The organism is Pseudomonas sp. RSB 5.4 (assembly GCF_037126175.1).
Lineage (GTDB): Bacteria > Pseudomonadota > Gammaproteobacteria > Pseudomonadales > Pseudomonadaceae > Aquipseudomonas > Aquipseudomonas fluorescens_H.
Window position 1 is genome coordinate 3,427,488 of record NZ_CP146986.1, and the last position, 25,858, is coordinate 3,453,345.

General features: G+C 61.4%; 23 protein-coding genes. 11 read left to right on the top strand and 12 right to left on the bottom strand.

Features of this window, described 5'->3' with window-relative positions:
* Positions 1-18: 18 nt before the first annotated feature.
* The 3 genes from V9L13_RS15400 to V9L13_RS15410 all read left to right on the top strand — a co-directional run bounded on the left by V9L13_RS15400 (position 19) and on the right by V9L13_RS15410 (position 1,782).
* The gene (locus V9L13_RS15400) at positions 19-477 is read left to right on the top strand and encodes a GNAT family N-acetyltransferase (protein WP_338799952.1); all 459 of its coding nucleotides are present in this window, start codon (positions 19-21) and stop codon (positions 475-477) included.
* A gap of 145 nt (positions 478-622) precedes the next feature.
* Complete coding sequence (locus V9L13_RS15405) at positions 623-946, top strand: hypothetical protein (RefSeq protein ID WP_103484045.1); 324 nt, start codon at positions 623-625, stop codon at positions 944-946.
* An 86-nt stretch (positions 947-1,032) separates the two neighbouring features.
* On the top strand, positions 1,033-1,782 hold the full coding sequence (locus V9L13_RS15410; RefSeq protein ID WP_338799953.1) for a YkgJ family cysteine cluster protein: 750 nt from the start codon (positions 1,033-1,035) through the stop codon (positions 1,780-1,782).
* Positions 1,783-1,922: 140 nt separating this feature from the next.
* Here V9L13_RS15410 and V9L13_RS15415 read toward each other — a convergent pair whose 3' ends face one another.
* From V9L13_RS15415 to V9L13_RS15425, 3 genes are all read right to left on the bottom strand, one after another.
* The gene (locus tag V9L13_RS15415) at positions 1,923-3,512 is read right to left on the bottom strand and encodes a PAS domain-containing methyl-accepting chemotaxis protein (protein WP_338799954.1); all 1,590 of its coding nucleotides are present in this window, start codon (positions 3,510-3,512) and stop codon (positions 1,923-1,925) included.
* A gap of 150 nt (positions 3,513-3,662) precedes the next feature.
* Positions 3,663-3,902: a hypothetical protein gene (locus tag V9L13_RS15420; RefSeq protein WP_338799955.1), complete on the bottom strand. Its 240-nt coding sequence runs from the start codon at positions 3,900-3,902 to the stop codon at positions 3,663-3,665.
* A 111-nt stretch (positions 3,903-4,013) separates the two neighbouring features.
* On the bottom strand, positions 4,014-4,319 hold the full coding sequence (locus V9L13_RS15425) for a type 1 fimbrial protein (RefSeq protein ID WP_338799956.1): 306 nt from the start codon (positions 4,317-4,319) through the stop codon (positions 4,014-4,016).
* A 146-nt stretch (positions 4,320-4,465) separates the two neighbouring features.
* Between V9L13_RS15425 and V9L13_RS15430 the strand changes: the two genes are divergently transcribed.
* From V9L13_RS15430 to V9L13_RS15465, 8 genes are all read left to right on the top strand, one after another.
* A complete protein-coding gene (locus V9L13_RS15430; protein ID WP_338799957.1) occupies positions 4,466-4,723 on the top strand; it encodes a hypothetical protein in 258 nt (85 codons plus the stop codon).
* A gap of 424 nt (positions 4,724-5,147) precedes the next feature.
* Positions 5,148-6,308 carry an efflux RND transporter periplasmic adaptor subunit gene (locus tag V9L13_RS15435; RefSeq protein ID WP_338799958.1) on the top strand — a complete coding sequence of 387 codons (1,161 nt, stop codon included), beginning with the start codon at positions 5,148-5,150 and terminating at the stop codon, positions 6,306-6,308.
* Positions 6,305-9,406 carry a multidrug efflux RND transporter permease subunit gene (locus V9L13_RS15440; protein WP_338799959.1) on the top strand — a complete coding sequence of 1,034 codons (3,102 nt, stop codon included), beginning with the start codon at positions 6,305-6,307 and terminating at the stop codon, positions 9,404-9,406. The genes V9L13_RS15435 and V9L13_RS15440 overlap by 4 nt, the downstream gene beginning before the upstream one ends.
* A 9-nt stretch (positions 9,407-9,415) precedes the next feature.
* Positions 9,416-10,093 carry a heavy metal response regulator transcription factor gene (locus V9L13_RS15445; RefSeq protein WP_003228008.1) on the top strand — a complete coding sequence of 226 codons (678 nt, stop codon included), beginning with the start codon at positions 9,416-9,418 and terminating at the stop codon, positions 10,091-10,093.
* A complete protein-coding gene (locus V9L13_RS15450; RefSeq protein ID WP_338799960.1) occupies positions 10,083-11,447 on the top strand; it encodes a heavy metal sensor histidine kinase in 1,365 nt (454 codons plus the stop codon). Before V9L13_RS15445 ends, V9L13_RS15450 begins: the two co-directional genes overlap by 11 nt.
* Positions 11,448-11,732: 285 nt before the next feature.
* Entirely contained in the window at positions 11,733-11,954 is a 222-nt protein-coding gene (locus V9L13_RS15455) for a hypothetical protein (protein WP_103521034.1), read from the top strand.
* Between the two features lie 196 nt (positions 11,955-12,150).
* Positions 12,151-13,467, top strand: a complete 1,317-nt coding sequence (locus V9L13_RS15460; protein WP_338799961.1) for an OprD family porin — start codon at positions 12,151-12,153, stop codon at positions 13,465-13,467.
* A gap of 222 nt (positions 13,468-13,689) precedes the next feature.
* Positions 13,690-15,198 (top strand): sensor domain-containing diguanylate cyclase, encoded by a 1,509-nt coding sequence (locus tag V9L13_RS15465; RefSeq protein ID WP_338799962.1) that lies wholly within the window; start codon positions 13,690-13,692, stop codon positions 15,196-15,198.
* 175 nt (positions 15,199-15,373) lie between these two features.
* Here the strand turns inward: V9L13_RS15465 and lpxC are convergent, their stop codons facing one another.
* The 9 genes from lpxC to murD all read right to left on the bottom strand — a co-directional run bounded on the left by lpxC (position 15,374) and on the right by murD (position 25,853).
* Positions 15,374-16,285, bottom strand: a complete 912-nt coding sequence (lpxC, locus tag V9L13_RS15470; protein ID WP_007961638.1) for a UDP-3-O-acyl-N-acetylglucosamine deacetylase — start codon at positions 16,283-16,285, stop codon at positions 15,374-15,376.
* 112 nt (positions 16,286-16,397) lie between these two features.
* Complete coding sequence (gene ftsZ / locus V9L13_RS15475; protein WP_003228013.1) at positions 16,398-17,594, bottom strand: cell division protein FtsZ; 1,197 nt, start codon at positions 17,592-17,594, stop codon at positions 16,398-16,400.
* Positions 17,595-17,662: 68 nt separating this feature from the next.
* Positions 17,663-18,922 (bottom strand): cell division protein FtsA, encoded by a 1,260-nt coding sequence (gene ftsA, locus V9L13_RS15480; RefSeq protein ID WP_003228014.1) that lies wholly within the window; start codon positions 18,920-18,922, stop codon positions 17,663-17,665.
* A gap of 15 nt (positions 18,923-18,937) precedes the next feature.
* Positions 18,938-19,804 (bottom strand): cell division protein FtsQ/DivIB, encoded by an 867-nt coding sequence (locus V9L13_RS15485; RefSeq protein ID WP_003228015.1) that lies wholly within the window; start codon positions 19,802-19,804, stop codon positions 18,938-18,940.
* A gap of 4 nt (positions 19,805-19,808) precedes the next feature.
* The gene (locus tag V9L13_RS15490) at positions 19,809-20,783 is read right to left on the bottom strand and encodes a D-alanine--D-alanine ligase (protein ID WP_086791637.1); all 975 of its coding nucleotides are present in this window, start codon (positions 20,781-20,783) and stop codon (positions 19,809-19,811) included.
* Positions 20,780-22,240 (bottom strand): UDP-N-acetylmuramate--L-alanine ligase, encoded by a 1,461-nt coding sequence (murC, locus tag V9L13_RS15495; RefSeq protein WP_201136629.1) that lies wholly within the window; start codon positions 22,238-22,240, stop codon positions 20,780-20,782. Before murC ends, V9L13_RS15490 begins: the two co-directional genes overlap by 4 nt.
* The gene (gene murG, locus V9L13_RS15500) at positions 22,233-23,303 is read right to left on the bottom strand and encodes an undecaprenyldiphospho-muramoylpentapeptide beta-N-acetylglucosaminyltransferase (RefSeq protein ID WP_003228017.1); all 1,071 of its coding nucleotides are present in this window, start codon (positions 23,301-23,303) and stop codon (positions 22,233-22,235) included. The genes murC and murG overlap by 8 nt, the downstream gene beginning before the upstream one ends.
* The gene (gene ftsW, locus V9L13_RS15505; protein ID WP_171061850.1) at positions 23,293-24,504 is read right to left on the bottom strand and encodes a putative lipid II flippase FtsW; all 1,212 of its coding nucleotides are present in this window, start codon (positions 24,502-24,504) and stop codon (positions 23,293-23,295) included. Before ftsW ends, murG begins: the two co-directional genes overlap by 11 nt.
* Before the next feature lie 2 nt (positions 24,505-24,506).
* Complete coding sequence (gene murD, locus V9L13_RS15510) at positions 24,507-25,853, bottom strand: UDP-N-acetylmuramoyl-L-alanine--D-glutamate ligase (protein ID WP_338799963.1); 1,347 nt, start codon at positions 25,851-25,853, stop codon at positions 24,507-24,509.
* Positions 25,854-25,858: the final 5 nt, after the last annotated feature.

Here is a 25,858-nt window from a genome sequence, read left to right on the forward strand (position 1 = left end):
CAGACGTACTGCTTTTTGATGCGGCGCGACCTTCGCCAAGAAGTGCCGCCGATCTACTGGCCGGAAGGCATTGAACTGAGCACTTATCGCCCGGAACTGGCGGCGGTGGTGCATCAGCTGATGCAACTCGGCTACCGTGAGGGCGGCGGTCGGGTGCCGGCACTGGAGGAATGGCAGCTGCGCTTCGAGAGCGATCCCGAATACGACCCGGCGCTGTGTTTCATTGCCAGCGATGCCGAAAGCGTGATCGGCGTGGCGCAGTGCTGGACCAGCTCGTACATCAAGAATCTGGTGGTGCACCCACGCGCTCAGGGCCGAGGTTTGGGTCGGGCATTGCTGCTGAATGCATTCAAGGTGTTTCAGCAAAGGCGCGAAGGATTTGTCGATCTGAAGGTGCTGGAAGACAACCTGCGGGCGCAGCGTTTGTATGAAAGTGCCGGGATGATTGTGGTTCGCCGGGAACTTGTGCCGGACTGATCGACCGTCTTCGCGAGCAAGCCCGCTCCCACAGGGGGAACGCATTCCAAATTGTGGGAGCGGGCTTGCTCGCGAAGAGGCCGGTCCAGGCAACTTCTCCCCCTCAGGCATACTCAAACCTTGGCCAAACCAAGGATGCCCAGCCATGAAAGCCCTCACCCTAAGCCTGCTCTGCCTCACCGCCCTCGCCTCTCAGGCCCACGCCTCCAGTCCCGACGCCTGGGCCGCCTACGACAAAACCGTACTCGCCAGTTGCACCAAGGCCAGCGGGCTGAAAGACGCCAAACCGGTCGGCACCCCCGCGCAATTCGATGACCGCGTCGGCTACACCGCCGTGCTGCTGCAAGGCCAATACCCGCAAAAACACATGAAAGGCCAGCAAGGCACCGAGCTGTGCCTGTACAGCAAAACGTCGAAAACCGCCTTCGTCACCGAATGGGACTCGGTCCGTCCGACCGCGAAGCCTTGAGGGCTGGCGCACAACTTGCTTCGATCAGCCTCAGCCTGGCGACTTTACGTCGCCGTTTCACACTCTGATTGAAGATTGATCGTGCAATGAATACGACGTTTTCCTGCGTCGGTTGCGGCAAATGCTGCACCGACCACCATGTGCCCCTGACCCTCGCCGAAGCCCGCATGTGGGCGGCGGATGGCGGTCAGGTGATCGTGCTGGTGGAGGCCTTTCTCGGCAACGGCCTGGGCCTGCCGGCGCAGCAGCGTGAACATGCCGAACGGCGTTCGGCGGTAGTGCGCAGCGGCACTACCGAGGCCCACGTGGCAATCACCTTCGCCGCCTACAACGTCGGTCGCTGCCGGAATCTTGACGATGACAACCTGTGCCGGATTTACGAACGCCGGCCGTTGGTGTGCAGGATTTATCCGGCAGAAATCAATCCGCACATCGCACTCAACCCTGCCGCCAAGGATTGCCCGCCAGAGTCATGGCAACAGGGGCCGCTGCTGATTGTCGGCGGGGAGTTGGTCGATCAGGAACTGCTGGAGTTGATCCAGCGTTCGCGTCAGGCCGATCGCGATGACATCCGGATCAAGGATGCGATCTGCGCCGCACTGGGGATTCGCACCACAGCGCTCAAGGGCGATGGGTTTACCGCATATTTGCCGGAGATGGGCGCCTTTGCGGCCGTGATCGATCAGGTTTCAGCTCGGCCGTTGAGTGAAGCATCCAGCGAATGGCTGTTTCATTTGTCCGGGGAGGATGTGGCCGGGCAAGTGTTGGCGACCGGAGCGCAAGTGGTGACTGAGCCGGCGCAGACGTATGCGTTTATTCCGCTGCGGGCGGCTTGATCCGGATTTTGCAGAGATCGAACTGGCCTCATCGCTGGCAAGCCAGCTCCCACAAGGTTCCATGTCGTGCACAAGTCATGTGAACACTCGAGAAACCTGTGGGAGCTGGCTTGCCAGCGATGAGGCCTGTGGGAACAGCATCAATCCCGAACCTGCCGCCGCCCCCAAAACTCCCGCGCCAGCAACCGCAAATCCCCCGCCAACCCCGCCACATCCTCGGAATTGCGCTGACTCTGCCGCCCCTCATCCACCGTCAATTCCGACGCTGTGCGGATACTGACGATGTTGCGGTTGATGTCCTCGCTCACCGCACTCTGCTGCTCCACCGCCGCCGCAATCTGCAGGCTCATCTCGGTGATCTGCTCGACCCGCTCGCTGATCCCGTCCAGTGCCCGCGCCGCGCGCTGTGCCTGTTCGACGCTGTTATCCACATGTTCGCTGCTCTGCTGCATCACCCGCACCGCATCGCGCGCGCCGTTTTGCAGGGTGCTGATCATCCGCTGAATCTCGTTGGTCGATTGCTGCGTGCGCTGCGCCAACCCGCGCACCTCATCGGCCACCACTGCAAAACCGCGCCCGGCATCGCCAGCGCGCGCCGCTTCGATCGCCGCGTTGAGCGCCAGCAGATTGGTCTGCTCGGCGATGCTGCGGATCACCTCCAGCACCCCGGAAATCTCGCTGCTGTGGCCTTCGAGCTGATGAATCACCTCGGTCGCCCGCCGCAATTCCTCGGCCAGACGCAACACCGCGCTGCGACTCTCGCCCACCAGCCAATGCCCCTCGCGAGTTTCCGTGCCGGCCATGTCCGCCGCCACCGACGCCTGTTGCGCATGGCTGGCGACCTGCGCGACACTCGCGGCCATCTGATGAATCGCTGCCGCCACCTGATCGGTTTCGGCCTGCTGGGCCAGCGAACTGCTGTGGCTGCTTTGCAGATGATCAACCAATTGGGCCGCATGCCCGGCCAACTGCTGCGACGCATCCCCCATGCGCCCGACCACCGCGCCGACCTGCGCTTCGAGCATCTGCAGGGCGAACTCGATCCGGCCGATTTCATCGCGGCGCCCGGTGTAAATGCTCTGGCTCAACGGATTGTCCGCAACCTGCCGCGCCCGCTCGGTCAGGCGTTCCAGCGGCCGCAAAATCCAGCGCACGCCCAACGCGCAAAGACTGCTGCCGGCGACAAACGCCACTCCATCAATCCACGCCGACTCCGGGCGCAACCAGGCCTCGATCCCCAACACCAGACCCAGTAACGCACTGCCCAACGCCGTGATCCTGCCGCGCAGCCCTAAAGTGGGCAGCGGCCGCCGTCCCTTCAACTCTCCACGCAACTGCGCGTACACCCGCTCCGCCGCCGCCACCTGCCGTGCATCCGGCCGCGTACGCACCGACTGATACTCCACCGCCACGCCGCTCTGCGTAACCGGCGTGACATACGCGCTGACCCAATAATGATCGCCATTCTTGCAACGATTCTTCACCAGCCCCATCCACGAACGCCCGCTCTTGAGCGTCTGCCACATATGGGCAAACGCCTGCGCCGGCATGTCCGGGTGACGCAACAAGTTGTGTGGCGTGCCGAGCAATTCGTCGCGGCTATAACCGCTGATCCGGATGAAATCGTCGTTGGCGTAGGTGATCGCGCTGGTCAGATCGGTGGTCGACAGAATGTTCGCATCGTGCGCCACATCGACGTTACGGCCGGTGACCGGGAGATTGATCTTCATGGAATAGCGCGCTCGTTTTATTGGAAGAGTCGGCAGGGCTGCTGACTCTAAGCGCACCAATTGGTCAAATATTGATCTGGCTCAGGATCTGAGCACTTAGCCATCACTGCGACCGAAAATCGCAGTCGATGGCTGAAGGCGGGATGAAACTCAGCGCTTGCCCATCGACCGACGGGTACCCGGCGGCGCCATGCCCGGGGTCTTGGTGTGGCCATTCTTGGCGCCGTTCTTGTACCACGGCTGATTCGAACCCTTGGCCGCCGCCAACTCACCCGGTTTGAACGGGAACTTGAAAGCCGGAATCTCGGGTTTGCTCTCGCTGGCGTCAGCCAGTTCAGACGGGACATCGCTCACAGCGTCGTCAACCGGCGGTTGGGTCGGGGAAGTCATAAAAGCTCCGCAAAGCAAAAAGTCGGGCCCGAACAGTGAGCCGCGAAGGCGCGCAGTATACCTGCGCGCCCAGACTCGGCACCTGAAGATTTGCACCGCTCGCCGAACGGTTTACAGATAAGTGATGGTGACGATGCCTTTGTCGCTCGACGTCTTCAGCGCTTGATAGGTCATGGAAAACGGCAGCGACTGATGACTGCAAGCGTTGCGATAGGTATCCACATCAACTTGCAGACCCGGTTTGATTTCAACCTGACGGGACACATCGGAGGCCAACGACCCGGCACGCGCCACCGCACAACCGGAGTCGACAATCTGCCCGGTGAAACGGATCTCGCCGGAAGTCGATTGCGGCGCGGCACAGACTGCCAATGGAAGCAAAACAAGCACACTCGCCAAAGCGGTTTTCAGATTCATTGCACGACACTCCCGAAGAGGCCCGCTTAATTTGACGGCCGGGCTGTACAACGTTTATCCGCGGATGGGGGCGGATCTTTAGGAGCGTAGATGTTGCGAGGCACAAACGTTCCGATTTAGAGATATTGGGTGGTGGAATTGGGGGGATGGTCACGGTTTTGAATGGCGGTGGCTGGACTGTCATCATCGCCAGCAGGCTGGCTCCCACAATGGGATTGGGTGCATTCAGCTGGAAATTGGTCGGCTGTCAGGCCGCCTTCGCGAGCAAGCCCGCTCCCACAGTTGGATTGAGTGCATTCAGCAAATTGGTCGGCTCGCAGGCTGGCTCCCACAAAAGCGCTAAAGCCGAACGCACGCTCTTCACCACTCAAATGGCCGAGTGTCAGCTCGCCGAAAGCTCTTGATCTTGCCGTGCCGGCCCCGTCGGCAGGCTGAGTGGAGGGATTGATCCGGGGGTGGGAGCGCAGCGACCGTTTGGCGCAGCCAAACACAGCGAGAGGAGGTGCAGCGAAGCAAACCGGAGGCGCTGCGCCCGGATCAATCCCGGAGCGAAGGAACCCGAGCCTAAGCGAGGGCCGAACGTTGGGGCCAAGCCTTTTGCTTACTTTTCGGCGTCTGGAAAAGTGAGCCGCTGTAAGAGCGGAACCATCAGAAGCCGTTACCGCAGCAACGGATATGTCCCCCATCAACCCACAACATGGTCGGCCCAGAGGCCGCCAAGCCACATGAAACTGACAGCGCTGACAGCTAGCCGTCACTCTCCTGACCCCCAAACAAGCTTATAAATACCCAACCTGCCCAAACTCAACCCCTTGGCGCCCCAATCGCATGCGAATCCAGAAACGAACCGCCCTGCTCGCCACCCCGCTGATCATCGTCGCCGCTCTGGGCCTGTGGTACGCCACCAAACCGGCCCAGACCAAACTCGCCGCCCCCACCGCCATCCCGGTCCGGGTCGTGGCAGTCAGCGAAAAGGACGTCCCCCGCTACGTCAGCGGCATCGGTTCGGTTCTCTCATTGCACAGCGTCGTGGTACGCCCGCAGATCGACGGCATTCTGACAAAGATCCTCGTCAAAGAAGGCCAACTGGTCAAAGCAGGCGACCTGCTCGCCACCATCGACGACCGCTCGATCCGCGCCAGTCTTGATCAGGCCCGCGCACAACTGGGCGAAAGCCAGGCCCAACTGGAAGTCGCCCTGGTCAACCTCAAGCGCTACAAACTGCTCAGCGTCGACGACGGCGTCTCCAAGCAGACCTACGATCAGCAACAGGCGCTGGTCAACCAGTTGAAGGCCACCGCCCAAGGCAACCAGGCCTCGATTGACGCCGCGCAGGTACAACTTTCCTACACCCAGATCCGCTCCCCGGTCACCGGCCGCGTCGGTATTCGCACAGTCGATGAAGGCAATTTCCTGCGCATGACCGACACCCAGGGCCTGTTCACCGTCACCCAGATCGACCCGATCGCCGTCGAGTTCTCGCTGCCGCAACAAATGCTGCCGACCCTGCAAGGTTTGATCAACGACCCGCAGCACGCGCAGGTCAAGGCCTACATCGGCGCCGACACCGACGGCGAAACCGGCAATCTGCTTGGCGAAGGTCACCTGACCCTGATCGACAACCAGATCAACGCCAACACCGGCACCATCCGCGCCAAGGCCGAATTCGACAACGCCAGCCAGAAGCTCTGGCCGGGCCTGCTGGTGACGGTAAAAATTCAGACGGCACTGGATAAGAATGCGCTGGTGGTGCCGCCTACCGTCGTACAACGCGGCCTCGACCAACACTTCGTTTACCGCGTGAACGGCGACAAGGTCGAAGCCGTACAAGTGCAGATGGTTTATCAGGGCAGCGGCCAGGACATCATCAAAGGCGTGAAGGCGGGTGATCAATTAGTCAGTGACGGCCAGTCGCGGCTCAAACCCGGTTCGACCGTGCAGGTGATGACCGAGCCGCCGCAGGTGGTCGAAGCGGAGCCCAAGCCATGAAGGAGCACAAAGGCGTCTCCACATGGTGTATCGACCACCCGGTCGCGACCATTCTGCTGACCTTCGCCCTGGTGCTGCTCGGGGTAATTGCCTTCCCGCGCCTGCCGATTGCGCCACTGCCGGAAGCGGAGTTTCCGACGATCCAGGTTTCCGCGCAGTTGCCCGGCGCCAGCCCTGACACCATGGCGTCCTCCGTGGCCACGCCGCTTGAAGTGCAATTCAGTGCCATCCCCGGCATGACCCAGATGACCTCCAGCAGTGCGCTCGGCTCAAGCCTGTTGACCCTGCAATTCACCCTCGACAAAAGCATCGACACCGCCGCGCAGGAAGTTCAGGCAGCGATCAACACCGCCGCCGGCAAACTGCCCAAGGACATGCCGACGCTGCCGACCTGGAAGAAGGTCAACCCGGCCGACAGCCCGGTGCTGATCCTCAGTGTCAGCTCCACACAAATGCCCGGCACCGAACTCAGCGATCTGGTGGAAACCCTGCTCTCGCGTCAGATCAGTCAGATCGACGGTGTAGGCCAGATCAACATCACCGGTCAGCAACGTCCGGCGATCCGCGTGCAAGCCTCGGCCGACAAACTGGCTGCCATCGGCCTGACCCTGGCCGACATTCGTCTGGCGATCCAGCAGACCAGCCTGAACCTCGCCAAAGGTGCGTTGTATGGCGAATCGAGCATCTCCACGCTGTCGACCAACGACCAGTTGTTCCATCCCGAGGACTACAGCCAGTTGATCGTTTCCTACAAGGATGGCGCCCCGGTTCACCTGAGAGATGTCGCCAAAGTCGTCAACGGTTCGGAAGATGCCTACGTGCAAGCCTGGGCCGGTGATCAACCCGGGGTGAACCTGGTGATCTCGCGCCAACCGGGTGCGAACATCGTCGAAACCGTCGACCGTATTCAAGCGGCGCTGCCGGGCCTGGAAGCCATGCTGCCGGCCTCGGTGCAGGTCAAAGTGCTGATCGACCGCACCCAGACCATTCGCGCGTCGCTGCATGAAGTGGAAATCACCCTGCTGATCGCCATTCTGCTGGTGGTGGCGGTGATGGCGCTGTTTCTGCGCCAACTGTCGGCGACGCTGATAGTCTCGGCGGTGCTCGGCGTGTCACTGGTGGCCAGTTTCGCCCTGATGTACATCCTCGGTTTCAGCCTGAACAACCTGACACTGGTGGCGATTGTGGTGGCCGTGGGGTTTGTGGTCGACGATGCGATTGTGGTGGTGGAGAACATCCACCGGCATCTGGAAGCCGGCGACGGCATGCGTGAGGCGGCGGTCAAGGGCGCCGGTGAGATCGGCTTCACCGTGGTCTCGATCAGCTTCTCGCTGGTGGCGGCATTCATTCCGCTGCTGTTCATGGGCGGTGTGGTCGGGCGGCTGTTCAAGGAATTCGCCCTGACCGCGACTTCGACCATCCTTATTTCGGTGGTGGTATCGCTGACGCTGGCGCCAACCCTGGCCGCGCTGTTCATGCGCAAACCGGTGCATCACGCCCATGACAAACCGGGCTTCAGTGAACGTCTGCTGGCGTGGTACGAGAAAGGCCTGCGCCGCGCCCTCGCCCATCAGAAACTGATGATCGGCGTGTTCTGCCTGTCCCTCGGATTGGCAATTGCCGGTTACATCTTTATTCCCAAGGGATTCTTCCCGATCCAGGACACCGGGTTCGTGCTCGGCACCACCGAAGCCGCTGCGGATATTTCCTACGGCGACATGGTGAAAAAACACCTGGCGATGGCCGAAATCGTCGCGGCCGACCCGGCAGTCGAAGCGTTTTCCCACTCGGTGGGCGTGTCCGGCAGCAACCAGACCATCGCCAACGGCCGCTTCTGGATCGCCCTGAAAAAACGCGGCGACCGCGACGTCTCGGCCAGCCAGTTCATCGACCGGATCCGTCCGAAACTGATGAAAGTCCCGGGTATCGTCCTGTACCTGCGCGCCGGCCAGGACATCAACCTCAGCTCCGGCCCAAGCCGCGCCCAGTACCAGTACGTGCTCAAGAGCAATGACGGCGCGACCCTGGCCACCTGGACCCAGCGCCTGACCGAGAAGCTGCGCAGCATCCCGGCGTTCCGCGACATTTCCAATGACCTGCAACTGGGCGGCAGCATCACCCACATCAGCATCGACCGCAGCGCCGCCGCGCGTTTCGGCCTGACCGCAAGTGATGTCGACGAGGCGCTGTACGATGCGTTCGGCCAGCGCCAGATCAATGAATTCCAGACTCAGGTCAACCAGTACAACGTGATTCTGGAGCTCGATACCCAACAGCGCGGCAAGGCCGAAAGCCTCAACTATTTCTACCTGCGCTCGCCGTTGAGCGGGGAAATGGTGCCGCTGTCGGCGCTGGCGAAATTCGACGCACCGACCATCGGCCCGCTGTCGATTGCCCATGACGGCATGTTCCCCGCCGCCAACCTGTCGTTCAACCTGGCCCCCGGCGTGGCCTTGGGCGACGCGGTGATCCTGCTCAACCAGGCCAAGGCCGAGATCGGCATGCCGACCGCCATCAGCGGCAACTTCCAGGGCGCAGCGCAGGCATTCCAGAGTTCGCTCGCCAGTCAACCGTGGTTGATTCTTGCGGCGCTGGTGGCGGTGTACATCATTCTCGGCGTGCTTTATGAGAGCTTCGTGCATCCGCTGACGATCATCTCGACCCTGCCGGCGGCGGGTCTCGGTGCAGTGATCATGCTGTGGATCTGCGGTCAGGACTTTTCGATCATGGCGTTGATCGGGCTGGTGCTGCTGATCGGTATCGTCAAAAAGAACGGCATTCTGATGATCGACTTCGCACTGGAAGCCCAGCGCAATCGCGGACTGGCGCCGCAGGATGCGATTTTCGAAGCGTGCCTGACGCGGTTCCGGCCGATCATCATGACCACCCTCGCCGCCCTGCTCGGCGCCCTGCCGCTGATGCTCGGTTACGGCACCGGCGCCGAACTGCGCCAGCCGCTGGGGATCGCGGTGGTGGGCGGCTTGCTGGTCAGCCAGATGCTGACGCTGTTTACCACACCGGTCATATACTTGTGGCTTGAGCGGCTGTTCCACAGGCCCAAACCAATGCCCACGACGGCACTGGCGACTACAGACTGAGGCAGGGTCATGCGCGTTCTGATTATCGAAGACGAGGAAAAAACCGCGGACTATCTGCACCGCGGTCTGACGGAACAGGGTTACACCGTGGATCTGGCCCGCGACGGCGTCGAGGGCCTGCACCTGGCGCTGGAAAGCGACTACGCGGTGATCGTCCTCGACGTGATGTTGCCGGGCCTGGACGGCTTCGGCGTGCTGCGCGCCTTACGTGCGCGCAAGCAGACCCCGGTGATCATGCTCACCGCCCGCGAACGCGTCGAAGACCGGATCAGGGGCCTGCGTGACGGCGCCGACGATTACCTTGGCAAGCCGTTTTCCTTTCTGGAGCTGGTAGCGCGTTTGCAGGCGCTGACCCGGCGCAGCGGTGGCCATGAACCGGTGCAGGTAAGCATCGCCGACCTGTGGATCGATCTGATCAGCCGCAAGGCCACCCGCGCCGGCACCCGACTGGATCTGACGGCGAAAGAGTTCTCGCTGCTCAGCGTTCTGGCGCGCCGACAAGGTGAAATCCTCTCGAAAACCGCGATTGCCGAGATGGTCTGGGACATCAATTTCGACAGCGACGCGAACGTCGTCGAAGTCGCGATCAAGCGTCTGCGGGCCAAGCTCGACGGGCCGTTCGACGAGAAACTGCTGCACACCATTCGTGGCATGGGTTACGTGCTGGAGAGCCGTGGTGTCCAGTAACTCGATTGCCCTGCGCCTCAGTGGGATGTTTACGCTGGTGGCGTTGCTGGTGTTTCTGTTGATCGGCGGCGCGCTGTATCAGCAGGTCGACAAGGGCCTGGGCCTGCTGCCGGAAGCCGAGCTGGATGCGCGTTACAGCGTGCTCGAATCCACCGTCGGTCGTTACGGCACGCCCGATCATTGGGTGAAGATCAGCAACAAACTCAAGCTGCTGGGCGAGGAAGACAAGCGCATCAGTTTCTGGATCAGCAGCGGTGACCCGCAGTATGAGTTTGGCAACCTGACCCCGCAGATTCGCGAGTTCGCCAACGGCCCATTGGGCATGCGCGACCTGCAATTGCCCGACCAGCCCTATCCGCTGAAAGTGCTGGTCAGCCAGTTTCCGGCCAAGGACCAACGCCCACCGCTGCGCTTCATGATCGGCATCGACACCGATACGTTTCACCAGACGCAACATCAGTTGCTGATTGCCCTGATTGGTCTGGCGATTATCGGCGTGGCGCTGGCCTCGGCGCTCGGGTACTGGGTGGCACGGATTGGCCTGCAACCGCTGATCAAACTGTCCCACGAGGCGCAGCGTCTGGCGCCGCCATTGCGTTCGGGGCGCTTGCGTCTGTCGCCGCTGCCGCCGGAGCTTGAGCAGTTTGTCGAGTCGTTCAACTCGACGCTGGAACGGGTCGAACAGGCGTACTCACGGCTGGAATCGTTCAACGCCGACGTGGCCCATGAGCTGCGTTCGCCGCTGACCAACCTGATCGGCCAGACTCAGGTCGCGCTGACCCGCGGGCGTTCCGCCGAACACTATTTCGAGGTGCTGCAGTCCAACCTCGAAGAGCTGGAACGCCTGCGTTCGATCATCAACGACATGCTGTTCCTTGCCAGCGCCGACCAGGGCAGCAAGGCGACCAAACTGACCGAGACCTCGCTGGCGGATGAAGTTGCAACCACGCTGGATTACCTGGATTTCATCCTCGAAGACGCGCAAGTGCAGGTGCATGTGAGTGGTGACGCACAGGTGCGAATCGAGATCGCGCATCTGCGTCGGGCGCTGATCAATCTGCTGAGTAACGCCGTGCAGCACACCGAACCGGGCCAGGTGATCGAGGTGCGCATCGAAGTCGAGGAACATCAGGTCAGCATCGGCGTGGCCAACCCCGGATCGCCGATTGCCAGCGAGCACTTGCCGCGCTTGTTCGAGCGCTTCTATCGGGTCGATGCCTCGCGCAGCAACAGCGGCAACAACCATGGGCTGGGGCTGGCGATCGTCAAGGCGATTGCGCTGATGCACGGTGGCGATGTGTTTGTACGCAGCGACCGGGGGATGAATACGTTCGGCATCCACCTCCCGGTTTAACTGAAAAGCAAAATCACTGTGGCGAGGGGATTCATCCCCGATGGGGTGCGAAGCAGCCCTGAATCCTCTGTGCAAGTTGTGTCAGGAGGATCGCAATCGCTCATTTTGGGGCCGCTTCGCAGCCCATCGGGGATAAATCCCCTCACTACAGAGAATGGAGTCACCCCTCTCGATCTTTGCTTGTACTGCAACAGTCATTTATGAAAATCAGGCTGTTTCTCGGCGCGCGGCAACCTTATCTTTGCCCGCACCAAACAGCACTTGCCAAGCAAGAAGGTTTTCCAGATGTCCAACAGTATGGGTATTGCCAGCGCTTTCGTTTTGTCCTCATTGATCCTGTCGCCCATGGCGATGGCTGAAGAATCGCAGGCGTTCGTCGCGCAGAATGCCGCTCGCGCTCACGCCTTCGAACAGTCTCAGGCAGAAGTGATGGTCAAGTCGCAGGACGCCTCGCAAGCCCCTCAGGCCGCGACTTCCCAGGCTCAAGCAGCCGAGAAAGACAGCTGAGTCGCGCACCGCGAAACATTTCCCTCGACGCGGTTGTTTGGCTCTTCCCGTTCAACCGTCGTCCTTCCAGGCCGCTGCCTTTCAGCGGCCTTTTTTCGTTGTGGTCTGAAAGCCGTTTGGTTCGTCTGTAAAAACAAGAAACATCCCGCACCTCAAGACATTGAAGTGTCAGTTGACCCAAGGAGCTCCATCGCAAGTGCGTTACCCAGTCCGCGTCACCCCGCTTTTCATTGCAATTGCCGCAACGATTGCCCCCGCCGCCCATGCCGACGAAGCCGCCAAGGAAGGTTTCGTCGAAGGCTCGAGCCTCAACCTCAACGCCCGCAACTACTACATGAATCGCAACCGTCTGCAGCAGACGGACGACAACATCGAGTGGGGTCAGGGCTTTCTCGGGATCTTCCAGTCGGGTTATACCGAAGGCACGGTCGGCTTCGGCATCGACGCCCATGCCATGCTCGGGCTGAAGCTCGACGGCGGTGGCGGTACCGATGGCTCGAGTATCCTGCCGGTCAGCGATGGCAACGGCAAAGCGCCGGGCTCGTTCTCGACCGCGGGCGGCACGTTGAAAATGCGTGCGTTCGATACCGAGTTGAAGGCCGGTGACCTGTTCCTCACCAACCCGGTAATTGCCGGCGGTGAGTCGCGCATGCTGCCGCAGACCTTCCGCGGTGTCAGCTTGACCAACCACAGTTTCGACGGCTGGATGTTCGAAGGTGGCCAGGCCAGTTTCACCAAGCCGTACAACCAGAGCGGTCGCCAGCGCATCGGCGCGTCCTACGGCAAACTGGCCGAGGGTGACGAAAGCCGTCACCTGAACTGGGCCGGCGTGTCCTGGAGCGGCGTCGAAGGCTTGACCAGCAATCTATACGCCGCCGAGCTGAAGGACATCTGGAGCCAGTACTACTACGACCTGGATTACACCTGGCAGTTGAACGATCTGGTCAGCCTCAACCCGGGCCTGCACTTCTATCACACGCAGGACACCGGCGACGCGCTGCTGGGCAACATCGACAACAACACCTACAGCCTGCATTTCACCGTCGGCATCGGCAGCCACAGCGTTACTGCCGCGTATCAGCGCGTGAACGGCAACACGCCGTTCGACTACATCAGCCAGGGCGACAGCGTTTACCTCGACAACTCGCAGCAGTACTCGGACTTCAACGGCCCGAACGAACGTTCCTGGAAGCTCAAGTACGCCTATGACTTCGCCGGACTGGGGATGCCGGGCCTGACGTCGGCGGTCTCCTATTCGCGCGGCACCGTGGACCTGACCAAGGTCGATCCGGACAGCAAAGGCTATGCTTCGTGGTACAGCGCCGACGGTCGCAACGCCCAGCATTGGGAGCGCGACATCGATCTGAAATACGTGGTGCAGAGCGGCCAGGCGAAAGATCTCGCGGTACGCCTGCAATGGGCGACCAACCGGGGCGGCAACGGCTACGGCGCGATTGATACGGATACCGATGAATACCGGGTGATTGTCGACTACCCGATCAACGTCTTCTAAGATCAGCATCAAATCAGCTGCGATCTGATACAAATTTTGATTGAAATGGTTTTTGTGGCGAGGGGATTTATCCCCGATGGGCTGCGCAGCAGACCCTTTTTTGGGGCAGCTTCGCAGCCCATCGGGGATAAATCCCCTCGCCACAGTAGATCTGTTTTAGTGTTATCCCCCGCAGTGTTTGTGCAACTACGCTTATAAGATCCCCCAACTGATAACCCCATCATGATCGCGAGCCGTACCCCACCTGTGGCGGGCAAGACCGGACGCCCCGAATTGCTGCTGATCTGCGGCAGTTCGCTGACTGTGATCGCGATTCTGTGCATCGTCACTTTTCTGCTGATTCGTGAGCACGCCAACGCTCAGGAGTCGGCCACCCGCAGCGCCACCACCATCGCCCAGTTGATCGACGCCGATGTCCTGCGCACGGTCGAGTTGTATGACCTGACCCTGCAAGGCCTGATCGCCGCCGCCCAGCGCGATGACTTGCGCGACGTCACCCCGCAGATCCGCCATCTGGCGCTGTTCGACCGCTCGACCACCGCGCGCTTCAAGGGCGACATCCTGCTGCTCGACAAACATGGCGATGTGGTCGCCGACTCATCGCGGGTCGAACCCAAGCCGGGCAACTTCGCCGACCGCGATTATTTCCTCGCCCATGCCTTCAACCGTGACATGGGCATGTTCATCAGCCGCCCGTTCAAGACCCGTTGTAATTGCGACGAAGCCAACCAGTGGCGCATCAGTTTCAGTCGGCGGATCTCCTCGGACACCGGTGAGTTCGCTGGCGTGGCGGTGGCGTCGATGAAACTCGACTACTTCGATCAGTTGTTCAACAGTCTCGACATCGGCAAAGGCAGCACGCTGAACATCATCAACAGCGACGGCGTCCTGCTGGCGCAGAAGCCGTATCTGCAAAGCGACTCCATCGGCAAGAGCTTCGGCAACCGGCCCAACGTGCAACGGATTCTCGGCGACAAGGATGGCAGTGGCAGTTTCACCAGCACCTCGAGCATGGACCATCAGCAACGGCTCTACACCTATTCGCGGGTCGGCAATCTGCCGCTGACAGTGATGGTTGCGCTCTCCAGTGATGAAGTGTTCGGCACCTGGCGCCGCACGGCGCTGTTGATCAGTGGCGCCACCGGCGTGCTGTGTGTCGGGCTGCTGTGGCTGACCTGGCTGCTGGCCCGTGAGCTGCGCTTGCGCCAGCGCGCCGAACGCGAACTGGCGCAACTGGCCGCCACCGATGCGCTGACCGGCGTGGCCAACCGGCGGATGCTCGATCAGGCGCTGCGCCACGAATGGTTCCGCGCCCAGCGTTCGGGCAAGCCGTTGTCAGTGATGATGATCGATGCCGACCACTTCAAGGCGTTCAACGACCGCCACGGGCATCAGGCCGGTGATCAGGCGCTGCGTGAATTGGCCAAGGTGATCACGGCGAACGTGCGACGACCGGGCGATCTGGTCGCCCGTTACGGCGGCGAAGAGTTCTCGGTGATCCTCGCTGAAACCGACAGCAGCGGCGCGCGACAGATTGCCGAACATATCCGCCAGGCGGTCGAGCAAATGCCGAGGGTCGTGGGTGCAGACGTGGCGATGACCGTCAGTATCGGCATCAGCACCTGGACAACTGCGGTCGAGATGTCGCTTGAGCAATTGTTATTTGCCGCAGACAAGGCCCTGTATCAAGCCAAGGAAGGGGGGCGGAACCGAGTGGTGGTGGCTGGCTGATTTTTGCGGCGATTGAACTGGCCTCTTCGCGAGCAAGCCCGCTCCCACAAGGGAACGCATTCCAAATGTGGGAGCGGGCTTGCTCGCGAAGAGGCCAGAACAGACAACATCAAATTCAGGGCATAAAAAAAGGCCATCCGAGGATGGCCTTCAAAAAACTAGAGAGGTTTTTTACTTACACCGCCGCAACCGGGCGCATGTAAGAGATCGGTGCAGTGCTGGCGTCTTCGAACGTCACGACTTCCCACGCATCTGTCTGCTCAATCAACTTGCGCAGCAGCTGGTTGTTCAGTGCATGACCGGACTTGAAGCCTTTGAACTCACCAATCAGGCTGTTACCCAGCAGGTACAGGTCGCCAATCGCATCGAGGATCTTGTGCTTCACGAATTCGTCTTCGTAGCGAAGGCCGTCTTCGTTCAGTACACCATCGGAATCAACCACGATCGCGTTTTCAACGCTGCCGCCGAGTGCGAGGTTGTGCTTGCGCAGGTACTCGATGTCACTCATGAAACCGAAAGTACGGGCGCGGCTGACTTCTTTTACGAACGAAGTGCTGGAAAAATCCACGCTTGCACTTTGGGTGCGGTCCCGGAAAACCGGGTGATCGAAATCGATCTCGAAGCTCACCTTGAACCCTTCGAAAGGGACGAAAGTGGCGCGCTTGTCGCCGTCTTCCACTGTCACTTCACGCAGGATGCGGATGAATTTCTTGGCGGCGTCCTGCTCTTCCAGGCCAGCCGATTGAATCAGGAATACGAACGGTCCAGCGCTGCCATCCATGATCGGGACTTCGGACGCGGAGAGCTCGACGTAGGCGTTATCGATGCCCAGGCCAGCCATGGCCGAGAGCAAGTGCTCTACCGTGTCCACTTTGACGTCGCCGTTGATCAGCGTCGTCGACATAGTGGTTTCACCAACGTTTTCCGCGCGGGCAGGAATCTGCACCACAGGGTCGAGGTCAGCGCGACAAAACACAATGCCAGTGTCGACAGGCGCAGGCTTGAGGGTCAGGTAGACCTTCTCCCCGGAGTGCAGGCCTACACCTGTGGCACGGATAATATTTTTCAGTGTGCGTTGTTTAATCATGGCTTGGGCCGCTTCAGCGCAAATTGCGAACTGGTATCAACAAAGGCTGGCGATAATAGCAGACCGAGCCTTTGCTGAACACCAATCACCGTCATAGCCCTGATACATTCCATCAATCGGCCTGACGACGCAGGAATGCCGGGATGTCCAGGTAATCCAGATCGTCCTGCGGGTTCATCTTCGCGGCAGTCGCAGCACCGGCCTGAGCCTGGTTGCGCATGACGGTCGGACGGTCCAGGTCACGGTAGTTCACCGCCGGAGCTTCCTGACGCGCAGGAGCCGGTTGTTGAACCTGAGCGGAAGCCATGGAAGTGTGAACGGTGTTGTCGATGACCTTCACAGGCTTCTCGATTTTCGCGCCCAGACCGGTGGCAACCACGGTGACGTGCAGTTCGTCGCGCATGTCCGGATCGATAACGGTACCGACCTTGACCATCGCGTGCTCGGAAGCGAAGGCTTCGATGATGCTACCCACGTCGGAGTACTCACCCAGGGACAGGTCAGGACCGGCGGTGATGTTCACCAGAATGCCGCGTGCGCCTTGCAGGTTCACGTCTTCCAGCAGCGGGTTGCGGATGGCCGCTTCGGTCGCTTCACGTGCACGGTTCGGACCGCTGGCGCAGCCAGTGCCCATCATCGCCATGCCCATTTCGCTCATCACGGTACGCACGTCGGCGAAGTCGACGTTGATCATGCCCGGACGCTTGATGATGTCGGAGATACCGCGAACGGCACCGGCCAGTACGTCGTCAGCCTTGGCGAAAGCCGACAGCAGGCTGGCGTCTTTACCGAGGATGGTCAGCAGCTTCTCGTTAGGGATGGTGATCAACGAGTCGACGCTTTCGGAGAGCATGCGGATGCCTTCGTCGGCGATCTGCATACGCTTGCGGCCTTCGAACGGGAACGGACGGGTCACGACCGCAACGGTCAGGATGCCCATTTCCTTGGCCACTTCGGCGATGATCGGCGCAGCACCGGTACCGGTACCACCGCCCATGCCCGTGGTGATGAACACCATGTTGGTGCCGGCCAGCACTTCAGCGATGCGCTCGCGATCTTCCAGCGCAGCCTGACGGCCGACTTCCGGATTGGCGCCGGCGCCCAGGCCTTTGGTCACACCGGTGCCCAGTTGCAGGATGGTACGCGCGCCGATGTTTTTCAGCGCTTGAGCATCGGTGTTGGCGCAGATGAATTCAACGCCTTCGATGTTGCTCTTGACCATGTGGTTGACAGCGTTGCCGCCGCCACCGCCGACACCGATAACTTTGATTACCGGGCTTGCGGGGATGTTGTCTACGAGTTCGAACATTTTCCCTCTCCTTACATTCTCTAGTTTTTTCGCCTACTGCATTTTTGTTGCGGTGTTGCGGTAAAGCTTTAGAAGTTGCCTTGAACCCACTTCTTCAATCGGTCCAGCAACGGCGCCTGCGGCTCATCGTTGCTGTAGCTGTCGCGGCTGCCGATGCCCGAGAACGAGATCCCGTCGGACTGCTTTTGCAGGCCGTACATCAACAAGCCAACGCCAGTGGAATAAATCGGGTTGCGCACCACGTCATCCAGGCCTTTCACGCCGTGCGGCACGCCCAGACGAACCGGCATGTGGAAGATTTCTTCGGCCAGCTCGGTGGCGCCTTCCATCTTCGAAGTACCGCCGGTCAGCACGATGCCCGCCGGGATCAGGTCTTCGTAGCCGCTGCGACGCAGCTCGGCCTGAATCAGGGTGAACAGTTCGTCGTAACGCGGCTCGACCACTTCGGCCAGGGCCTGACGCGACAGTTCGCGCGGTGGACGGTCGCCAACGCTCGGCACCTTGATGGTTTCGCCGGCACCGGCCAGTTTGGCCAGGGCGCAGGCGTAGCGAATCTTGATCTCTTCGGCGTACTGGGTCGGGGTGCGCAACGCCATGGCGATGTCGTTGGTCACCTGATCACCGGCAATCGGGATCACCGCAGTGTGGCGGATCGCGCCTTCGGTGAAGATCGCGATGTCGGTGGTGCCGCCGCCGATGTCGACCAGGCACACGCCCAGCTCTTTTTCGTCGTCGGTCAGCACCGAGTAGGCCGAGGCCAGTTGCTCGAGAATGATGTCGTCGATTTCCAGACCGCAGCGACGCACGCATTTTTCAATGTTCTGTGCAGCATTGACGGCGCAGGTGACCACGTGAACCTTGGCTTCCAGGCGGACGCCGGACATGCCCAGCGGCTCGCGGACGCCTTCCTGGTTATCGATCACGTAATCCTGCGGCAGGGTGTGCAGCACGCGCTGGTCAGCCGGGATCGCCACGGCCTGGGCGGCGTCGAGTACGCGCTCCAGGTCAGCCGAACTCACTTCGCGATCACGAATCGCCACGATGCCGTGGGAGTTCAGACTGCGGATGTGATTGCCGGCCACGCCGACGAACGCCGAGTGAATGCGGCAGCCCGCCATCAGTTGGGCCTCTTCGATCGCGCGCTGGATCGATTGCACGGTCGACTCGATGTTCACCACCACGCCCTTCTTCAGGCCGCGGGACGGGTGAGTACCGATACCGACGATTTCCAGCGTGCCGTCGTCCGCGACCTCGCCTACCAGCGCCACCACCTTGGAGGTGCCGATATCCAGACCGACGATCATTTTGCCGCTTTGCACGTTTGCCATGGGTCCTGCCTCTTCTTAATTCTTTGCGACAGCGGGTTTGTCTGTCGTCGGCGCTGCAGGTTCCCGCCAGCCAACAGCGAGGCCGTTGGCGTAGCGCAGATCGATGCGCGCAATGTTCGTAATCTGGTCTTTAAGCGTCTTGTCATAGATGGCAATGAAGCGGCGCATCTTTTCCACCAGGTTGCCGCGTCCCAGCAGCAACTCGATGCCGGGACCGGAACTGCCGGCACCGGTGGTCAGGAACCAGCTGCCACGTTCACGCAATTCCAGGCGCGCGATCGAGAAGCCCAGCGGCCGGAGCATCTGGCTCAGCACCTGATACTGCTGCATCACTTGCTGCTGGGCCCGTTGTGGACCGAACAGCTGTGGCAGGTGTTCGTAGTTCGCCAGTTCCTTTGGCGTAAACGCCTGGCCCTGGTTGTTGAGCAGCGACTCGTCGCCCCAACGGGCCACCGGCAGTTGCTCTTCGAGGCGGATCACCACTTGATCCGGCCACACCCGGCGTACTTCGGCGTGGGCGATCCATGGCATCTGTTCAAGCTCGGTGCGCATCCCGGCCAAGTCGATGGTGAAAAAGCTCGACGCCACGTACGGGGCGATTCGCTGCTGCACCGCCTGCTGGCTGATGTAGCTCAGGTCACCCTGCACGGCGATCTTGGTGATCGGCCGGTCGGCGTACGGCAGCAAGCGCTGCGCACCTTCGTAGGTACCAAACCCGAGCACCACCAGCAGCACCGGCCAGAACAGGCTTTTCAGAAAGCCGAAATTGGCTTTCGGCAGGCGCGCGGACATCGGCTCTTTGGCCACCATTCGGCTGGCACCCCGCGGCACCGGCTTGCGGCCGGGTGCGGGTGGCTGATGTCTGAGCTGAGCGCCTTGCATGGTCTTAACCTCGCGCCTCTGTATGACCGGAGCCTTCAACACTGGCGGCCAGAATGGCCAGAACCAGTTGCTGGAAATCCAGACCGGCAGCACGGGCCGCCATCGGCACCAGGCTGTGATCGGTCATGCCCGGTGCGGTGTTCACTTCCAGGAACCAGAACTGACCGTCGGCGTCCTGCATCACGTCCGCCCTGCCCCAACCGGCAATACCCAGCGCCTCACAGGCCTTGGCCGTGAGATCCATGAGTTCCTGTTCCTTGGCGGCATCCAGCCCGCACGGAATGCGGTACTGGGTATCGTTGGCGATGTACTTGGCGTCGTAGTCGTAGAACGTGTGCGGTGTACCCAGGGCGATAGGAGGCAACACCTGGTCACGCAGGGTGGCGATGGTGAACTCCGGACCTTGAATCCATTGCTCGACCAAGACTTGCGAATCGTAGGTACTGGCCGCTTTCCATGCGTCGATCAACTCGGACGCAGAACTCACTTTGGCCATCCCGATACTTGAACCTTCATGCGCCGGTTTGACGATCAAAGGGAAGCCCAGTTCCGTCGCCGCGGAAATACAATCGGCTTCGCTGCACAGCACGGCGTGACGCGGCGTCGGAATCCCGAGGCTGTGCCAGACCTGCTTGGTGCGCAGCTTGTCCATTGCCAGTGCCGAGGCAAGGATGCCGCTGCCGGTGTACGGAATGCCGGCACACTCGAGCAGGCCCTGCATCGAGCCGTCTTCACCGCCACGACCGTGGAGGATGATGAACGCGCGGTCGATCTTTTCGTTCAGCAGACGCTGCAGAAAATCCTCGCCGACGTCGATCCCGAACGCGTCCACGCCAGCGCTTTGCAGCGCGTCGAGCACGGCGTTACCGGATTTCAGCGAAACCTCACGCTCGGCACTCATGCCACCGAACAGCACGGCGACACGGCCGAAGTCTTTCGGCGCGATGGTGGAGAACAGGTTGGCGTAGGCAGCAGTCATTTCAACTTCCCCTCGACCGACGCAGCCACGGCGCCGGCGAACAACTCACTTTTCAACAGTTTTGGTGCGAGACCGCCGATATCACCGGCGCCCTGGCACAGCAGAATGTCGCCGGCACGCAGCAGCGGCTTGACCAGCGGCGCGAGATCGACACCGCGTTCGATGTAGATCGGGTCGAGCTGACCGCGCTGACGGATGCTGTTGCACAGTTTGCGGCTGTCTGCGCCCGGAATCGGCTCTTCGCCGGCCGGATAGACTTCCATCAGCAGCAGCACGTTGGCGTCGGCCAGTACATTGACGAAATCGTCGTACAGGTCACGGGTGCGGCTGTAGCGATGCGGCTGGTAGACCATCACCAGACGGCGGTCCGGCCAGCCACCGCGCACGGCTTTGATCACCGCAGCGACTTCGGTCGGGTGGTGACCGTAGTCGTCGACCAGCATCACATTGCCGCCGTCCACCGGCAGTTCGCCGTAGACCTGGAAGCGTCGGCCGACACCCTGGAAACCGGACAGGCCCTGGACGATGGCTTCGTCGCTGACGCCTTCGTCGCTGGCGATGCAGATGGTCGCCAACGAGTTGAGCACGTTGTGGTTGCCCGGCATGTTCACGGACACGTCCAGCGGCTCGCGATCCGGGCGCAGCACGGTGAAGAAAGTCTGCATGCCTTGCTGGCGCACATTGATCGCGCGCACGTCGGCGTCTTCGCTGAAGCCGTAGGTCACGGTCGGACGTTTGACCAGCGGCAGGATTTCACGCACCACCGGATCGTCCAGGCACATTACCGCCAAACCGTAGAACGGCAGGTTGTGCAGGAACTCGACGAAGGTTTTCTTCAGTTTGTTGAAATCACCGTCGTAGGTCGCCATGTGGTCGGCGTCGATGTTGGTGACCACGGCCACCAGCGGTTGCAGGTGCAGGAAACTGGCGTCGCTCTCATCGGCTTCGGCGATCAGGTAGCGGCTGGTGCCGAGCTGGGCATTGGTGCCCGCGGCATTCAGACGGCCACCGATAACGAAAGTCGGGTCCAGGCCACCGGCGGCGAACACCGAAGCGATCAGGCTGGTGGTGGTGGTTTTGCCGTGGGTACCGGCGACGGCGATGCCGTGGCGATAGCGCATCAGCTCGGCGAGCATTTCGGCACGCGGCACCACCGGAATGCGGCGCTCAAGAGCGGTCGCCACTTCCGGGTTGGAAGTGTTGACAGCACTCGAGACCACCAGCACGTCAGCGGTCGCAGCGTTCTCGGCACGGTGACCGATATAGATGTGCGCACCGAACGATTCCAGACGCTCGGTCACTGGCGAAGCTTTCAGGTCGGAACCGGACACTTCATAGCCCAGGTTCAACAACACTTCGGCAATCCCGCACATGCCCACACCGCCGATACCGACGAAGTGGATGCGACGGATGCGGCGCATTTCCGGTTGTGGCATGGCTTTCTGATTCTCAACCATGAGCCACCTCCAGGCAGGTATCGACCACGCTACGGGTGGCATCGGGTTTGGCCAGACGGCGGGCCGCTTGGGCCATTTCTTCGAGTCGTTGCGGTTGCATCAAGACCTCTGTCAGGCGCGCGGCAAGGTCCGCGGCACCAGTCGTTCTTTGCGGCATCACGAAGGCTGCGCCTTCACGGGCCAAATAATCGGCGTTGCGGGTCTGGTGATCGTCGATCGCGTGGGGCAAAGGCACCAGCATCGAGGGCAGACCAACGGCAGCCAGCTCACTGATGGTCAGCGCGCCAGCGCGGCACACCACCAGGTCAGCCCAGCCATAGGCCTGGGCCATGTCTTTGATAAAGGGCTGCACCTGCGCATCCACGCCGGCGGCGCGGTAGCGCTCTGCAGTCACTTCATCGTGGTTTTTGCCGGCCTGATGAAACACTTCCGGACGCAAATCGGCAGGGACTTGCGCCAAGGCTTCAGGCAGCAACTTGTTCAACGGTTCTGCGCCAAGGCTTCCGCCGAGGATCAGCAAACGCGCTTTGCGCCCGGCCAGAGCCGGTCGCGATGTTTCGAGGAACAGCTCGCTGCGCACCGGGTTTCCGGTGGTACGGCGGGTGTCCGACAGAGTAAAGGTGTCGGGGAACGCTTCACACACCCGGGCGGCGAACGGCACCAGCAACCGATTGGCGGTGCCGGCCACGGCGTTCTGCTCGTGAACGATCACCGGCACACCGGCCAGTTTCGCGGCAATGCCGCCTGGGCCGGTCACATAACCACCAAAGCCGACCACGCAGACTGGACGCAGTTGGCGAATCACCGCCCGCGCCTGCCACACCGACTTGAGCAGCATGAACGGTGCCTTGAGCAGCGACAGCTTGCCCTTGCCACGCAATCCGGTGGCGTTGATGCGATGCAGTTCAAGACCTGCAGCCGGCACCAGTTCGTTTTCGATTCCGCGGGGCGTGCCGAGCCAGTGCACGGTGTAGCCGCGCGCCTGGAATTCACGGGCACAGGACAGCGCCGGGAACACGTGGCCGCCGGTGCCGCCGGCCATGATCAATACGTTAGCGCCCATGGTTCGGCTCCTCGGCGAAGTCGCTCTCATGGAACTCCATCTCTTCACTGCCCAGGTGGGTCCGACTCTCCCACTCGATCCTCAGCAACAAGCCGAGGCAGGCACAGCAGATCACCAGGGAACTGCCGCCATAACTGAGGAACGGCAGGGTCAAGCCCTTGGTCGGCAACAGACCGACGTTCACGCCGATGTTGATCAGGAACTGACCGATCCACAGGAACGACAGACCGTAGGCCACATAAGCGGCGAAGAACTGCTTGGCTTTCTCGGCCCACAGACCGATGTACATGCCGCGAATACACACGAACACGAACAGCGCCACGGTGCACAGCGAACCCACCGCACCCAGCTCTTCAGCCAGTACGGAGAACACGAAGTCGGTGTGCGCTTCAGGCAGGTAGAACTGTTTCTGCACGCTGTTGCCCAGGCCAACGCCCAGCCACTCACCGCGACCGAAGGCAATCAACGCCTGCGACAACTGATAACCGGCGCCGAACTGGTCGGCCCACGGGTCGGCGAAGTTGGTCAGACGCGCCATCCGGTAAGGCTGCATCTGAATCAGCAAGACCACCGCCCCGACTGCGAGCACCACCATCAGCGAGAAGCGGAACAGCCCGACCCCGCCGAGGAACAGCATCGCTGCCGCAGCGCCCATCATTACCACGGTGGCACCGAAGTCCGGCTCCATCAGCAACAGGCCCGCCATCGGCAGCAGCACGATGAACGGCTTGAAGAAGCCCATCCAGCTCTCGCGCACTTCTTTCTGACGACGTACCAGATAACCGGCGAGGTAGATCACCACAAACACCTTGGCAATCTCGGACGGCTGAACGTTAAAGAAGCTGAAACCGATCCAGCGCATCGACCCGTTCACTTCACGGCCGATGCCGGGGACGATCACCATCACCAGCAGACCGAAGGCGCCGATCAGCATCATCCAGCCCAGACGCTGCCAGGTGGCGATCGGAATCATCATGGTAATGATGCAGGCACCCAGGCCCAGCGCCACATAGATCAGGTGGCGAATCATGTAGTACAGCGCGCTGCCCGACTGCGCCGCCGCCACTTCGGTGGAGGCCGAGGCAATCATGATCAGGCCCAGGCCCAGCAACGCCAGGCAACCGGCGAGCATCGGGAAGTCGAGGTCGATGCCACGCCCGGTGATGATCGGCGATGGGTACGGCTTGATGATATTGCGCAGGCTCATGCCAGATCCTCCACGGCGCGGACGAACTGGTGGCCACGGTCTTCGTAATTCTTGAACATGTCGAAACTGGCGCAGGCTGGCGACAGCAGCACCACGTCGCCCGGCTGGGCGACCGCGCGGCATTGCTCGACGGCTTCAACCAGCGAACCGGCGCGAATCAGCGGCACCGCGTCGCCGATGGCTGCGCCGATCTTGTCGGAGTCGCGGCCCATCAGGATCACGGCGCGGCAGTTGGCCGCCACTGGATCGCGCAAATCCTTGAACTCGGCACCCTTGCCGTCGCCACCGGCGATCAGCACGACCTTGCCGTCGATGTCCGCGCCCAGGCCTTCGATGGCGGCCAGTGCGGCGCCGACGTTGGTCGCCTTGGAATCGTTGTAGTAACCCACACCGTCGAGATCACGCACCCACTGGCAGCGGTGTTCGAGACCGGCGAAATTGCGCAGGGCATCAAGCATGGCGTCGAACGGCAGGCCGACCGCATGCCCCAGCGCCAGCGCCGCGAGGGCGTTGGCCTGGTTATGCGCGCCGCGCACTTTCAGTTCGCGCACCGGCATCAGGTTCTGGAATTCGAAAGCCAGGTATTTCTCGCCATCTTCTTCGCGCAGACCGAAAGCCTTGAAATCCGGTTTGTTCAGGCCGAAGGTCCAGCACGGCTGGCCCTCGCCGATCAGCGGACGGCTGAGTGCGTCCTGACGGTTGACCACAAACTGCTTCGCGCCACGGAAGATCCGGTGCTTGGCCAGGTGATACGCCGGCAGGCCGCTGTAGCGGTCCATGTGGTCTTCGCTGATGTTGAGCACGGTGGCCACTTCAGCATTGAGCTGGTCAGTGGTTTCCAGCTGGAAGCTCGACAGCTCCATCACGTACAGCTCGACATCGTCGCTGAGCAATTCCAGCGCTGGCGTACCGAGGTTGCCGCCCACCGCCACGCGTTTGCCGGCCGCAGCCGCCATCTCGCCGACCAGGGTGGTGACGGTGCTTTTCGCGTTGGAACCGGTGATGGCCACGATCGGCGCCCGCGCGTTACGCGCGAACAGCTCGATGTCGCCGGCCATTTTCACACCGCGGGCGGCAGCGGCTTGCAGGGCCGGGGTCGCCAGCGCCAGGCCGGGGCTCACGTAGAGCTCGTCGGCACGGCACAGGAATTCGACGTCCAGCTCGCCACAACGCACTTCCACGTGCGGATAGTCACGCTTGAGCGTGGCCAGTTCCGGTGGATTGTCCCGCGTATCGGCGACGGCAAACGACACGCCCCGATTCGCCAGGAAGCGAACCAGGGACATGCCGCTCTTGCCGAGGCCGACAATGATGCGGAAGTGGTCAGAAGCGATCAGAGACACTCGTT